Genomic DNA, 11,987 nt, shown 5'->3' with positions numbered 1-11,987 from the left:
GGGTGGGGGACTACTGGGACGGGTGCGTCGCGCCGGCCAGCACGTCCTCGTCGAAGCAGGTGCGGGCCCCGGTGTGGCAGGCGGCGCCGACCTGGTCGACCTTGACCAGGACGGTGTCGGCGTCGCAGTCCAGGGCGACGGACTTGACGTACTGGGCGTGCCCGGAGGTGTCGCCCTTGACCCAGTACTCCTGGCGGCTGCGGGACCAGTAGGTGCAGCGGCCGGTGGTCAGGGTGCGGTGCAGCGCCTCGTCGTCCATCCAGCCGAGCATCAGCACCTCGCCGGTGTCGTACTGCTGGGCGATGGCCGGGAACAGGCCGTCGGCGCCGCGCTTGAGGCGGGCGGCGACGGCGGGGTCCAGGCCGGGGGTGGTGGGATCGGGGGTGGTGGCGCGGCTGCTGGTCATGGGTCCATTGTGCCGTGCGGCATCCTGCTGGAATGGAACAGCAGCCGCCCCCGGACGCAGGCACGGCTTCGCGCGTTCCCGGCTCCGGGGAGACCTCCGGCACCGGGCCGGGCGGTGCCGCGCGCCCCGCCGCGCCACGGCCGCCGGACCCGGACCGGGTGGCGAAGGTGGCGCTGCGGGTGATGGTGGCGGTGTTCGCGGCGGCGCTGGTGGCCGCGGTGGTGGTGGGGTTGCTGGTGCTGCGGGGGTGACGGTGTCCGCACGGCGCGGTGGGGCCCCGCCCGGTGGTGACGGGGGTGTGCGCCGTGGCAGGCCGGGCGGGGCAGTCGTAGGCTGGCCGTATGTCGACCCATGCGAAGCGTGAACGGCTCCTTCTGGCCGACTTGTTGGAGAGCGCGGGCCCCGAGGCGCCGACGCTGTGCGAGGGCTGGACGACGCGGGATCTGGCCGCGCACGTGGTGGTGCGCGAGCGGCGCGCCGACGCGTCCGCGGGGATCGTGGTCAAGCCGCTGGCGGCGCGGCTCGCGCGGGTGCAGGCCGAGTTCGCGGCGAAGCCGTACGAGGAGCTGCTCCAGCTCATCAGGACCGGTCCGCCGAAGATGTCCCCGTTCGCACTCAAGCAGGTCGACGAGGCGTCCAACACCGTGGAGTTCTACGTCCACGCCGAGGACGTGCGGCGGGCCCAGCCGGACTGGTCGCCGCGCGAGCTGGACCCGGTCTTCGCGGACGCGCTGTGGGTGCGGCTGGAGCGGGCGGCCCGGGTGCTGGGCCGGAAGGCGCCGGTGGGGGTGGTGCTGCGGCGGCCGGACGGGCAGACCGCGGTGGCGCACCGGGGCACCCCGGTGGTGACGGTCACCGGTGAGCCGGGCGAGCTGACGCTGTTCGCCTTCGGCCGGCTGGACGCGGCGAAGGTGGAGCTGGACGGGGACGAGGACGCGGTGGCGAAGCTGCGGGCGGCGCAGCTGGGGGTCTGATCTCGGGGTGCGCCGGCCCCTGACCTGGGGGTGTGCCCTGAGGCGCCCGCCGCGCGAGCGCGCCCCTCAGGGCGTGCCGTCCGTCAGGTGCGCGCGCAGGATGCGGTCCAGTTCGCGGGCGGCGCGCGGCGGTGAGACGTCGCCGCGGTGCGCGACCGAGACCACCCGGTGCATGCCGGGGGTGGCGAACGGGGTGACGCGCAGCCCGGAGCGCTCGGCGACCATGCTGGGCACGACGGCGATGCCGAGCCCGGCCCGGACGAAGCCGAGGACGGCGTCCATCTCGCCGCCCTCGACGGTGAAGGTCGGCTCGAAGCCGGCCGCGCGGCACGCGGCGGTGGTGAATTCCCGCAGGTCGTAGCCGCGGCGGAACATCGCCAGCGGACGGCCGCGGAGGTCCTCGACGCGGATCCGGGTGCGTCGGCCGGCCACCGGTGCCGGGCGGCCCGGCGCGGAGACCACCACCAGTTCCTCGCGCAGCAGCTCCGCGGTGGCCAGCGCCGGTGCCTGGCCGGGCAGCGGGGTGATGATCAGCGCCAGGTCCAGCTCGCCGTCGGCCAGGGCCCGGACGAGGTCCTGGGAGCCGTCCTCGCTGACGATCAGGTCGACGCCCGGGTAGGTGGCGTGGAAGGCGCTCAGCACGTCCGGGACGAGGCTGGCGCAGAGGCTGGGCGGGGCGCCGAGGCGGAGCCGGCCGCGCCGCAGCTGGGCGACCTCCTGGACCTCGCGGCGGGCGGTCTCGGTGTCGGCGAGGATCCGGCGGGCCAGCGGCAGCAGGGTCTCGCCGGCGTCGGTGAGGGTGATGTGGCCGCGGGCGCGGTGGAACAGCTCGGCGCCCAACTCCCGTTCCAGGGCGCGGATCTGCTGGGAGAGCGAGGGCTGGGCGACGTGTTCGCGTTCGGCGGCGCGGGTGAAGTGGCGGGTGTCGGCCACGGCCGTGAAGTAGCGGAGCTGCTGCAACTGCATAAGAGGAATATAAAGCAGCGATAGGGACAGCCTATGGAGATGAGCTGGACCATGTCTTGGACCGATCGGGTCGTTCGGCCCTAGCGTCCGGAGTCATGGCACTGGCAACGCGGACGGACCGACGGCCGTCGTCGCATCAGCGCAGGGGCGGTGGTCGGCCTCCGGGCGGGCGCACCCTGTGGGACAGCTCCGTCGGCAAGAAGACGGTCATGGCCGTCAGCGGCGTGATCATGCTGCTGTACCTGGTCGCCCATGTGATCGGCAACCTCAAGATCTTCTTCGGTCCCGGGGAGTTCAACCACTACGCGCACTGGCTGCGCACCGTCGGCGAACCCTTCATGCACTACGAGTGGACGCTGTGGCTGGTCCGCGTCGTGCTGGTCGTCGCCGTGGTCGCGCACGCCGTCTCCGCGTACCAGCTCAGCCGCCGCGACATCAGGGCGCGCCCCACCGGGTACGTCCACAAGAAGCCCCGGGCGAGCTACGCCACCCGCACCATGCGCTGGGGCGGGATCATCCTCGGCCTGTTCATCGTCTGGCACATCCTCGACCTGACCACCGGCACCGTGCACCCGGGCGGCTTCCAGCCGGGCCACCCGTACCAGAACGTCGTGGACACCTTCTCCACCTGGTACGGCAACGTCATCTACCTCGTCGCGATGCTCGCCCTGGGCCTGCACGTCCGGCACGGCTTCTGGAGCGCCGCGCAGACCCTCGGCGCCGGCAGCCGGAGCCGCGACCGCCTCCTGAAGACCGTGGCGAACCTGCTCGCGCTGGTGCTGACCGCGGGCTTCATCGCCGTCCCCGTCGGCGTCATGACCGGATTGGTGAGCTGACCCATGACCTACTCCGACTTCGCGACCGGGGAGCCGGTCGCCGACACCACCGCCCCGGCCGGCCCGATAGCCGAGCGCTGGGACACCCGGCGCTTCGAGGCCAAGCTGGTCAACCCGGCCAACCGCCGCAAGCACACCGTCATCGTCGTCGGGACCGGACTGGCCGGCGGCTCGGCCGGCGCCACCCTGGCCGAACAGGGCTACCACGTCGTCCAGTTCTGCTACCAGGACTCGCCGCGCCGGGCCCACTCCATCGCCGCGCAGGGCGGCATCAACGCGGCGAAGAACTACCGCAACGACGGCGACTCCGTCCACCGTCTCTTCTACGACACCGTCAAGGGCGGCGACTTCCGCGCCCGCGAGTCCAACGTGCACCGGCTCGCCCAGGTCTCCGTCGAGATCATCGACCAGTGCGTCGCCCAGGGCGTCCCCTTCGCCCGCGAGTACGGCGGCCTCCTCGACACCCGCTCCTTCGGCGGCGTCCAGGTCTCCCGCACCTTCTACGCCCGCGGCCAGACGGGACAGCAGCTGCTGCTCGGCGCCTACCAGGCGCTGTCGCGGCAGATCGCCGCCGGGAACGTCGAGATGCACCCGCGCACCGAGATGCTGGACCTGATCGTCGTGGACGGGCGGGCGCGCGGCATCGTGGCGCGGGACCTGATCACCGGGAAGATCTCCAGCTACTTCGCCGACGCGGTGGTGCTGGCCTCCGGCGGCTACGGCAACGTCTTCTACCTGTCGACGAACGCCATGAACTCCAACGCCACGGCGGTCTGGCGGGCGCACCGGCGCGGCGCGTACTTCGCCAACCCCTGCTTCACGCAGATCCACCCGACCTGCATCCCGCGCACCGGTGACCACCAGTCCAAGCTGACGCTGATGAGCGAGTCGCTGCGCAACGACGGCCGGATCTGGGTCCCGAAGGCGAAGGGCGACAGCCGCCCGGCGAACGAGATCCCCGAGGACGAGCGCGACTACTACCTGGAGCGGATCTACCCGTCGTTCGGCAACCTCGTGCCCCGCGACATCGCCTCCCGCGCCGCGAAGAACGTCTGCGACGAGGGCCGCGGCGTCGGCCCCGGCGGACAGGGCGTCTACCTCGACTTCGCCGACGCGATCGCGCGCATGGGCCGCAAGGCCGTCGAGGCCAAGTACGGCAACCTCTTCGACATGTACCAGCGGATCACCGACGAGGATCCGTACCGGGTGCCGATGCGCATCTACCCGGCCGTGCACTACACGATGGGCGGGCTGTGGGTCGACTACGACCTCCAGACCACCGTCCCGGGCCTGTTCGCGATCGGCGAGGCCAACTTCTCCGACCACGGCGCCAACCGGCTGGGCGCCAGCGCCCTGATGCAGGGCCTGGCCGACGGCTACTTCGTCCTGCCGTCCACCATCAACGACTACCTGGCGCGCAACCCGCACCAGGAGGCCGTCACCGCCGACCACCCGGTGGTGACGGAGGCGCTGACCGAGACCGAGGACCGGCTGAACCTGCTGCTCGCCGTCGACGGCGACCGCACCCCGGACTCCTTCCACCGCGAGATCGGCGAACTCATGTGGGAGTACTGCGGGATGGCCCGCACCGACGAGGGCCTGCGCAAGGCGCTGGACCGGATCCCGCAGATCCGCGAGGAGTTCTGGCGGCGCATCAAGGTGCCCGGCACCGGCGTGGAGTTCAACCAGTCGCTGGAGAAGGCCAACCGCATCGTCGACTACCTGGAGCTCGCCGAGCTGATGTGCCTCGACGCACTGCACCGCCGCGAGTCCTGCGGCGGCCACTTCCGGGAGGAGTCGCAGACCCCCGACGGCGAGGCGGCCCGCCGGGACGAGGAGTTCTCCTACGCCGCCGCCTGGGAGTTCACCGGCACCGGCGCGGCCCCCACCCTGCACAGGGAAGACCTGGTCTTCGAGTACGTCCACCCCACCCAGCGGAGCTACGCATGAAGCTCACCCTGCGCGTCTGGCGGCAGCAGAACGCCGACGCCGACGGCGCCATGTCCACGTACGAGGTGGACGGCGTCTCCCCCGACATGTCCTTCCTGGAGATGCTCGACACCCTCAACGAGGAGCTCATCCTCACCGGTGAGGACCCGGTCGCCTTCGACCACGACTGCCGGGAGGGCATCTGCGGGGCCTGCTCGCTCGTCATCAACGGCGACGCGCACGGCCCGGAGCGGACCACCACCTGCCAGCTCCACATGCGGTCCTTCGAGGACGGCGACACCATCGACGTCGAGCCGTGGCGGGCCGCGGCCTTCCCGGTCGTGAAGGACCTGGTCGTCGACCGCTCGGCGTTCGACCGGATCATCCAGGCCGGCGGCTACGTCACCGCGCCGACCGGGGCCGCCCCCGAGGCGCACGCCACGCCGGTGCCCAAGCCGGACGCCGACTTCGCCTTCGAGCACGCCGAGTGCATCGGCTGCGGCGCCTGCGTCGCGGCCTGCCCCAACGGCGCGGCGATGCTCTTCACGTCCGCGAAGGTCAACCACCTCAACGTGCTGCCGCAGGGCGCGCCGGAGCGCGCGTCCCGGGTGCTGGACATGGTGGCCCAGATGGACGAGGAGGGCTTCGGCGGCTGCACCCTGGCCGGCGAGTGCGCCACCGCCTGCCCCAAGGGCATCCCGCTGTTCAGCATCACGAAGATGAACCGGGAGTTCCTCCGGGCGGCGCGCAAGGGCCGCTGAGCGCACCGCCCGCCCACCGACCGCCGAGCACGCGACGGCCCCCTCCGCAGGACGCGGCGGGGGCCTCGTGCGGGCCGTGGGCGGGCACCGGGGGCGCCGGTCACCGCACCGGGTGGCCGGCCTCCCGCAGTGCGTCCTTGACCTGGCCGATGCGCAGGTCGCCGAAGTGGAAGACGGAGGCGGCCAGCACGGCGTCGGCGCCGGCCGCCACGGCGGGCGCGAAGTCGGCGAGCTTGCCGGCGCCGCCGGAGGCGATCACCGGCACGCTCACGTGCCTGCGGACCGCCTCGATCATCTCCACGTCGTAGCCGTCCTTGGTGCCGTCGGCGTCCATGGAGTTCAGCAGGATCTCCCCGGCGCCCAGCTCCGCGGCGCGGTGCGCCCACTCGACGGCGTCGATCCCGGCCGAGCGGCGCCCGCCGTGCGTGGTGACCTCGAACGTCCCGGCGGCGGTACGGCGGGCATCCACGGACAGCACCAGCACCTGGCTGCCGAAGCGCTCGGCGATCTCCTTGATCAGCTCCGGGCGGGCGATCGCCGCGGTGTTGACCCCGACCTTGTCGGCGCCGGCCCGCAGCAGCTTGTCGACGTCCTCCGCGGTGCGCACCCCACCGCCGACGGTCAGCGGGATGAAGACCTGCTCGGCGGTGCGGCGGACCACGTCGTAGGTCGTCTCGCGGTTGCCGGAGGAGGCGGTGATGTCGAGGAAGGTCAGCTCGTCGGCACCCTCCTCGCCGTAGACCTTCGCCATCTCGACCGGGTCCCCGGCGTCGCGCAGGTTCTGGAAGTTGACGCCCTTGACGACGCGGCCGTTGTCGACGTCCAGGCAGGGAATGACGCGGACCGCCAGGGTCATGTCGTTCAGCCCTCTCGCTCGGTTTCCGGGGACAGGGCCCGGAACGCTTCTAGTTCTACTTCCACCAGGACGCGGGAGTCGACGAAGCCGGAGACCACGACCACGGTCGTGGCGGGCGGCGCGGCTTCGAACAGCTCGCGGTGGGCGCGGGCGGCGGCGTCCGCGTCGCGCAGGTGGGTCAGGTACATCCGGGTGCGCAGCACCTCGGCGACGCCCACCCCGAAGGGTTTGAGCGCCGCCAACGCGTTCCCGAAGGCGACCTTGGTCTGGACGTAGGGGTCGCCCTCGCCCTGGAGGACGCCGCCGACCAGCGGCATGGTGCCGGAGACCAGGACCCGGTCGCCGGCCGCCACCGCACGCGCGAAGCCAATGGTCTCTTCCCAGGGACTGTCGGTCCGTACGCGCTCGATGCTCATCACGCCGCCTCCCATGTGGCCGGTTGCGGCACCCGCGGTCTACTACACGGCCGCCAGTGCCTCTTCGAGGGTGAACGCCTTCGCGTAGAGCGCCTTGCCGACGATGGAGCCCTCGACACCCTCCGGCACCAGCGCGGCGATCGCCCGCAGGTCGTCGAGGGAGGAGACGCCGCCGGAGGCGACGACCGGGCGGTCGGTGGCCGCGCAGACGTTCTTCAGCAGCTCCAGGTTGGGGCCCTGGAGCGTGCCGTCCTTGTTGATGTCGGTGACGACGTAGCGGGCGCAGCCCTCGGAGTCCAGGCGGGCCAGCGTCTCGTAGAGGTCGCCGCCGTCGCGGGTCCAGCCGCGGCCGCGCAGGGTCGTGCCGCGGACGTCCAGGCCCACCGCGATCTTGTCGCCGTGCTCGGCGATGATCTTGGCGACCCACTCGGGGTCCTCCAGCGCCGCGGTGCCGATGTTGACCCGGGTGCAGCCCGTGGCCAGCGCGGCGGCCAGCGAGTCGTCGTCGCGGATCCCGCCGGACAGCTCGACCTTGATGTCCATGGAGCGGGCGACCTGGGCGATCTGCGCCCGGTTGTCGCCGGTGCCGAAGGCGGCGTCCAGGTCGACCAGGTGCAGCCACTCGGCGCCGGCCGCCTGCCAGGCCAGCGCGGCCTGCAGCGGGTCGCCGTAGGAGGTCTCCGAGCCGGACTCGCCGTGCACCAGGCGGACGGCCTGGCCGTCGCGGACGTCGACGGCGGGCAGCAGTTCAAGCTTGTTCGCAGCGTTCACAGCGTTTCGATCCAGTTGGTGAGGAGTTGGGCACCGGCGTCGCCGGACTTCTCGGGGTGGAACTGGGTGGCCCACAGCGGACCGTTCTCGACCGCGGCCACGAACGGCTCGCCGTGCGTGGACCAGGTGACCTTGGGGGCGGCGAGGGCGGCGTTGCCGATCTCCAGCTCCCAGTCGTGGACCGCGTAGGAGTGCACGAAGTAGTAGCGCGCGTCGGCGGGCATCCCCGCGAACAGCCGCGAGCCCTCGGCGGGGCGGACGGTGTTCCAGCCCATGTGCGGGACGACCTCGGCCTTGAGCGGGCCGACCGTGCCGGGCCACTCGTCGAGGCCGTCGGTCTCCACGCCGTGCTCGATGCCGCGCCCGAAGAGGATCTGCATACCGACGCAGATGCCCATCACCGGACGGCCACCGGACAGTCGGCGGCCGACGACCCAGTCGCCACGGGCCTCCTTCAGCCCGCGCATGCACGCGGCGAACGCGCCGACGCCGGGCACCAGCAGCCCGTCGGCGTTCATCGCGGTGTCGTAGTCGCGGGTGATCTCCACGTCCGCGCCGACGTGTGCCAGGGCGCGCTCAGCGGACCGGACGTTGCCGAAGCCGTAGTCGAAGACGACGACCTTCTTGGCGGCCTTGCCCGCGGACCTCCGCCCGGGGGACTGCTGCGCGGCGCTCAATTCCATACCTCCAGTCGCAGCACACCGGCCGCCAGGCACATCGCCGACGCGATGGCCATCAGGATGATCACGCTCCTGGGGATCTTCTGCTTCCAGAAGGAGTACACCCCGCCGAGGAGGAAGAGACCCACGAGAATGAAGACGGTGGACAGGCCGTTCATCAGAGGGCGCCCTTCGTGGAGGGCAGAATGCCGGCCGCGCGCGCGTCGCGTTCGCTGGCGTAGCGCAGGGCCCGGGCGAGCGCCTTGAACTGGCACTCCACGATGTGGTGGGCGTTGCGGCCGTACGGGACGTGGACGTGCAGCGCGATCTGGGCCTGGGCGACGAACGACTCGAGTATGTGCCGGGTCATCGTGGTGTCGTAGGTGCCGATCATCGGCGCCATGTTCTCCGGCTCGGTGTGCACCAGGTAGGGGCGACCGGAGAGGTCGACGGTGACCTGGGCCAGCGACTCGTCCAGCGGGACGGTGCAGTTGCCGAAGCGGTAGATGCCGACCTTGTCGCCGAGCGCCTGCTTGAAGGCGGCGCCCAGCGCGAGGGCGGTGTCCTCGATGGTGTGGTGGGTGTCGATGTGCAGATCGCCGTCGGTCTTGACCTTGAGGTCGAAGAGGCCGTGCCGGCCGAGCTGGTCGAGCATGTGGTCGTAGAAGCCGACGCCGGTCGAGACGTCGACCTGGCCGGTGCCGTCGAGGTCGATCTCGACCAGCACCGTCGTCTCCTTGGTGGTGCGCTCCACGCGCCCCACGCGGGCGGTATCCCCGCTCATCGCTTGTTCTCCTTCAGGCTGCGTTCTTTGAGCACCGCGCGCACCGCGTCCAGGAACGCGTCGTTCTCGGCCGGGGTGCCGGCGGTGACCCGCAGCCAGCCCGGTACGCCGTTGTCGCGGACCAGCACGCCGTGGTCGAGGATCGCCTGCCAGACGGCGTGCGCGTCGTCGAAGAGGCCGAACTGGACGAAGTTGGCGTCCGACGCGACGACCTGGCAGCCGAGCGCGCGCAGTTCGGCGACCAGGCGGTCCCGCTCGCCCTTGAGCTGCGCGACGTACCCCAGGAGCGTATCGGTGTGCTCCAGGGCGGCGAGCGCGGTGGCCTGGGTGACGGACGAGAGGTGGTACGGCAGCCGGACCAGCTGGACGGCGTCGACCACGGCCGGGTCGGCGGCGAGGTAGCCCAGCCGGAGCCCGGCGGCGCCGAACGCCTTGGACATCGTCCGGGAGAGCACCAGGTTCGGCCGGCCCTCGATCAGCCGCAGCAGCGACGGGTGGTGGCTGAACTCGACGTACGCCTCGTCGACCACCACCAGCGCCCCCGCGGTGTCCGCCCGGGCGGCCTGTGCCGCCTCGTACAGCGCGAGGACGGTGTCGGCCTCGACGGCGGTGCCGGTGGGGTTGTTCGGCGAGCAGACGAAGACCACGTCGGGGCGGTGCTCGGCGATGGCCGCCCGGGCCGCCTCGACATCGACGGTGAAGTCGTCGTTGCGCGGGCCGGAGATCCAGCCGGTGCCGGTGCCGCGCGAGATCAGCGCGTGCATGGAGTACGACGGCTCGAAGCCGAGCGCGGTGCGGCCGGGGCCGCCGAAGGTCTGCAGCAGCTGCTGGATGACCTCGTTGGAGCCGTTGGCGGCCCACACCTGCTCGGTGGTGACCTCGTGGCCGGCGGTGCGGGTGAGGTAGGCGGCCAGCGCGGTGCGCAGCTCGATCGCGTCCCGGTCGGGGTAGCGGTTGAGGTGGCGGGCGGCCTCGGTCACCCGCTCGGCGATCCGCCGCACCAGCGGCTCGGGGAGCGGGTAGGGGTTCTCGTTGGTGTTGAGGCGCACCGGGACGTCCAGCTGCGGCGCGCCGTAGGGGGACTTGCCGCGCAGCTCGTCCCGGATGGGGAGCTCGTCCATACGGGACACCGGGGAGTTCTTGGTCACGTGCCTGCTCACTTGCTCTGGGGGACCGTCCAGTCGAACCTCGCCTTGATCGCCGCGCCGTGGGCCGGGAGGTCCTCGGCCTCGGCGAGGGTCACCACATGGTGGGCGACCTCGGCCAGCGCCTCCCGCGAGTAGTCCACGACGTGGATGCCGCGCAGGAACGACTGGACGGACAGGCCCGAGGAGTGGCAGGCGCAACCGCCGGTGGGCAGGACGTGGTTGGAGCCGGCGCAGTAGTCGCCGAGGGAGACCGGGGCGTGCGGGCCGACGAAGATCGCGCCGGCGTTGCGGACCCGGGCGGCGACCGCGGCGGCGTCGGCGGTCTGGATCTCCAGGTGCTCGGCGCCGTAGGCGTCCACCACCTTCAGGCCCTCGTCGAGGCCGTCCACCAGGACGATCGCGGACTGCCGGCCGGACAGCGCCGGCACGATGCGGTCCTCGACGTGCTTGGTGGCCTCGATCTGCGGGGCCAGCTCCTTCTCGGTGCGGTCGGCCAGCTCCTCGGAGTCGGTGACCAGGACCGCGGCGGCCATCGGGTCGTGCTCGGCCTGGCTGATCAGGTCGGCGGCGACGTGGACCGGGTCGGCGGTGCGGTCGGCGAGGACCGCGATCTCGGTGGGCCCGGCCTCGGAGTCGATGCCGATCCGGCCCTTGAGGAGGCGCTTGGCGGCGGCGACGTAGATGTTGCCGGGGCCGGTGACGAGGGCGACCGGGGCGCACTCGTCGGTGCCGTACGCGAACATCGCGACGGCCTGGGCGCCGCCCGCGGCGTAGACCTCGTCGACGCCGAGCAGGGCGCAGGCGGCCAGGATCGTGGGGTGCGGCAGCCCTGCGAAGTCGGCCTGCGGCGGGGAGGCGACGGCCAGCGAGCCGACGCCGGCCTCCTGGGCGGGGACGACGTTCATGACGACGGAGGAGGGGTAGACCGACCGGCCGCCGGGGACGTAGAGGCCGACCCGCTCGACCGGGACCCAGCGCTCGGTGACCGTGCCGCCGGGCACCACCTTGGTGGTGACGTCGGTGCGCCGCTGCTCGCGGTGGACGATCCGGGCGCGCCGGATGGACTCCTCCAGGGCGGCGCGGACCTTCGGGTCCAGCGTGTCGAGGGCCTCGGTGAGGGCCTCGGCCGGGACCCGGACCCGCTCGATCTCGACACCGTCGAACCGCCGCGCGTAGTCGATCAGCGCCGCGGTGCCGCGATGGCGTACGTCCTCGCAGATCGGCCGCACCTGCTCCAGGGCGGCTTCCACGTCGAACTCGGCACGGGGCAGCAGGTCGCGCAGGGCGGCACCCTCGGGGAGGGCGGCGCCACGCAGATCGATTCGGGAGATCACTCCCCCAGTGTCTCAGACCCGCCGATGCCCCCGAGCGCCCGTATCACTCAGTGATACGCAGTGACACGCGGGCCCGACCGCCTCGGGACCGGTCCGCGAAGTTGACCGGAGTTGGCCCTGACCACGCGTGTTCAACCGGTCACCGGG

The 11,987-nt window shown here is 72.2% G+C and carries 15 protein-coding genes; 5 read left to right on the top strand and 10 right to left on the bottom strand.

What is annotated here, in order from left to right; all coding sequences use genetic code 11:
• Positions 1–10: 10 nt before the first annotated feature.
• The gene (gene hisI, locus MOV08_RS30140) at positions 11–406 is read right to left on the bottom strand and encodes a phosphoribosyl-AMP cyclohydrolase (RefSeq protein ID WP_275309578.1); all 396 of its coding nucleotides are present in this window, start codon (positions 404–406) and stop codon (positions 11–13) included.
• A gap of 32 nt (positions 407–438) precedes the next feature.
• Between hisI and MOV08_RS30135 the strand changes: the two genes are divergently transcribed.
• Positions 439–657: a hypothetical protein gene (locus tag MOV08_RS30135; RefSeq protein WP_039637441.1), complete on the top strand. Its 219-nt coding sequence runs from the start codon at positions 439–441 to the stop codon at positions 655–657.
• A gap of 90 nt (positions 658–747) precedes the next feature.
• Entirely contained in the window at positions 748–1,380 is a 633-nt protein-coding gene (locus MOV08_RS30130; RefSeq protein WP_039637439.1) for a TIGR03085 family metal-binding protein, read from the top strand.
• A gap of 66 nt (positions 1,381–1,446) precedes the next feature.
• Here the strand turns inward: MOV08_RS30130 and MOV08_RS30125 are convergent, their stop codons facing one another.
• On the bottom strand, positions 1,447–2,346 hold the full coding sequence (locus MOV08_RS30125) for a LysR family transcriptional regulator (RefSeq protein ID WP_275309577.1): 900 nt from the start codon (positions 2,344–2,346) through the stop codon (positions 1,447–1,449).
• Between the two features lie 95 nt (positions 2,347–2,441).
• On the opposite strand from MOV08_RS30125, the gene MOV08_RS30120 reads away from it, so the two are divergent.
• From MOV08_RS30120 to MOV08_RS30110, 3 genes are read left to right on the top strand one after another with little or no spacing between them, the layout of a single operon-like run.
• The gene (locus MOV08_RS30120; RefSeq protein ID WP_073445092.1) at positions 2,442–3,182 is read left to right on the top strand and encodes a succinate dehydrogenase; all 741 of its coding nucleotides are present in this window, start codon (positions 2,442–2,444) and stop codon (positions 3,180–3,182) included.
• Positions 3,183–3,185: 3 nt separating this feature from the next.
• On the top strand, positions 3,186–5,132 hold the full coding sequence (locus MOV08_RS30115) for a fumarate reductase/succinate dehydrogenase flavoprotein subunit (protein WP_275309576.1): 1,947 nt from the start codon (positions 3,186–3,188) through the stop codon (positions 5,130–5,132).
• On the top strand, positions 5,129–5,872 hold the full coding sequence (locus MOV08_RS30110) for a succinate dehydrogenase/fumarate reductase iron-sulfur subunit (RefSeq protein WP_039637432.1): 744 nt from the start codon (positions 5,129–5,131) through the stop codon (positions 5,870–5,872). Before MOV08_RS30115 ends, MOV08_RS30110 begins: the two co-directional genes overlap by 4 nt.
• Positions 5,873–5,972: 100 nt before the next feature.
• On the opposite strand, the gene hisF is transcribed toward MOV08_RS30110, so the two are convergent.
• Genes hisF through hisD form a run of 8 tightly spaced genes read right to left on the bottom strand, consistent with a single transcriptional unit; the run spans position 5,973 to position 11,840 of the window.
• Positions 5,973–6,728 carry an imidazole glycerol phosphate synthase subunit HisF gene (gene hisF, locus MOV08_RS30105; protein WP_039637431.1) on the bottom strand — a complete coding sequence of 252 codons (756 nt, stop codon included), beginning with the start codon at positions 6,726–6,728 and terminating at the stop codon, positions 5,973–5,975.
• A 5-nt stretch (positions 6,729–6,733) separates the two neighbouring features.
• Positions 6,734–7,144 (bottom strand): Rid family hydrolase, encoded by a 411-nt coding sequence (locus tag MOV08_RS30100; RefSeq protein ID WP_039637429.1) that lies wholly within the window; start codon positions 7,142–7,144, stop codon positions 6,734–6,736.
• A 42-nt stretch (positions 7,145–7,186) separates the two neighbouring features.
• Positions 7,187–7,915: a bifunctional 1-(5-phosphoribosyl)-5-((5-phosphoribosylamino)methylideneamino)imidazole-4-carboxamide isomerase/phosphoribosylanthranilate isomerase PriA gene (gene priA, locus MOV08_RS30095; RefSeq protein WP_275309575.1), complete on the bottom strand. Its 729-nt coding sequence runs from the start codon at positions 7,913–7,915 to the stop codon at positions 7,187–7,189.
• Positions 7,912–8,598 carry an imidazole glycerol phosphate synthase subunit HisH gene (hisH, locus tag MOV08_RS30090; protein WP_275309574.1) on the bottom strand — a complete coding sequence of 229 codons (687 nt, stop codon included), beginning with the start codon at positions 8,596–8,598 and terminating at the stop codon, positions 7,912–7,914. The genes priA and hisH overlap by 4 nt, the downstream gene beginning before the upstream one ends.
• Positions 8,589–8,753 (bottom strand): hypothetical protein, encoded by a 165-nt coding sequence (locus MOV08_RS30085; protein WP_039637423.1) that lies wholly within the window; start codon positions 8,751–8,753, stop codon positions 8,589–8,591. The genes hisH and MOV08_RS30085 overlap by 10 nt, the downstream gene beginning before the upstream one ends.
• Complete coding sequence (hisB, locus tag MOV08_RS30080; protein ID WP_039637421.1) at positions 8,753–9,358, bottom strand: imidazoleglycerol-phosphate dehydratase HisB; 606 nt, start codon at positions 9,356–9,358, stop codon at positions 8,753–8,755. Before hisB ends, MOV08_RS30085 begins: the two co-directional genes overlap by 1 nt.
• Positions 9,355–10,479 (bottom strand): histidinol-phosphate transaminase, encoded by a 1,125-nt coding sequence (locus MOV08_RS30075; protein ID WP_107080478.1) that lies wholly within the window; start codon positions 10,477–10,479, stop codon positions 9,355–9,357. Before MOV08_RS30075 ends, hisB begins: the two co-directional genes overlap by 4 nt.
• A 35-nt stretch (positions 10,480–10,514) precedes the next feature.
• Positions 10,515–11,840 (bottom strand): histidinol dehydrogenase, encoded by a 1,326-nt coding sequence (hisD, locus tag MOV08_RS30070; protein WP_039637417.1) that lies wholly within the window; start codon positions 11,838–11,840, stop codon positions 10,515–10,517.
• Positions 11,841–11,987 lie beyond the last annotated feature (147 nt).

The organism is Streptomyces yunnanensis, from assembly GCF_029011865.1.
Taxonomy (GTDB): domain Bacteria; phylum Actinomycetota; class Actinomycetes; order Streptomycetales; family Streptomycetaceae; genus Streptomyces; species Streptomyces yunnanensis.
This window is presented reverse-complemented; position numbering and strand designations above follow the sequence as displayed.

Coding starts and splice junctions, on each gene's coding strand:
- hisI (WP_275309578.1), bottom strand. CDS start 406: ATGACCAGCAGCCGCGCCACCACCCCCGATCCCACCACCCCCGGCCTG.
- MOV08_RS30135 (WP_039637441.1), top strand. CDS start 439: ATGGAACAGCAGCCGCCCCCGGACGCAGGCACGGCTTCGCGCGTTCCC.
- MOV08_RS30130 (WP_039637439.1), top strand. CDS start 748: ATGTCGACCCATGCGAAGCGTGAACGGCTCCTTCTGGCCGACTTGTTG.
- MOV08_RS30125 (WP_275309577.1), bottom strand. CDS start 2,346: ATGCAGTTGCAGCAGCTCCGCTACTTCACGGCCGTGGCCGACACCCGC.
- MOV08_RS30120 (WP_073445092.1), top strand. CDS start 2,442: ATGGCACTGGCAACGCGGACGGACCGACGGCCGTCGTCGCATCAGCGC.
- MOV08_RS30115 (WP_275309576.1), top strand. CDS start 3,186: ATGACCTACTCCGACTTCGCGACCGGGGAGCCGGTCGCCGACACCACC.
- MOV08_RS30110 (WP_039637432.1), top strand. CDS start 5,129: ATGAAGCTCACCCTGCGCGTCTGGCGGCAGCAGAACGCCGACGCCGAC.
- hisF (WP_039637431.1), bottom strand. CDS start 6,728: ATGACCCTGGCGGTCCGCGTCATTCCCTGCCTGGACGTCGACAACGGC.
- MOV08_RS30100 (WP_039637429.1), bottom strand. CDS start 7,144: ATGAGCATCGAGCGCGTACGGACCGACAGTCCCTGGGAAGAGACCATT.
- hisH (WP_275309574.1), bottom strand. CDS start 8,598: ATGGAATTGAGCGCCGCGCAGCAGTCCCCCGGGCGGAGGTCCGCGGGC.
- MOV08_RS30085 (WP_039637423.1), bottom strand. CDS start 8,753: ATGAACGGCCTGTCCACCGTCTTCATTCTCGTGGGTCTCTTCCTCCTC.
- hisB (WP_039637421.1), bottom strand. CDS start 9,358: ATGAGCGGGGATACCGCCCGCGTGGGGCGCGTGGAGCGCACCACCAAG.
- MOV08_RS30075 (WP_107080478.1), bottom strand. CDS start 10,479: ATGGACGAGCTCCCCATCCGGGACGAGCTGCGCGGCAAGTCCCCCTAC.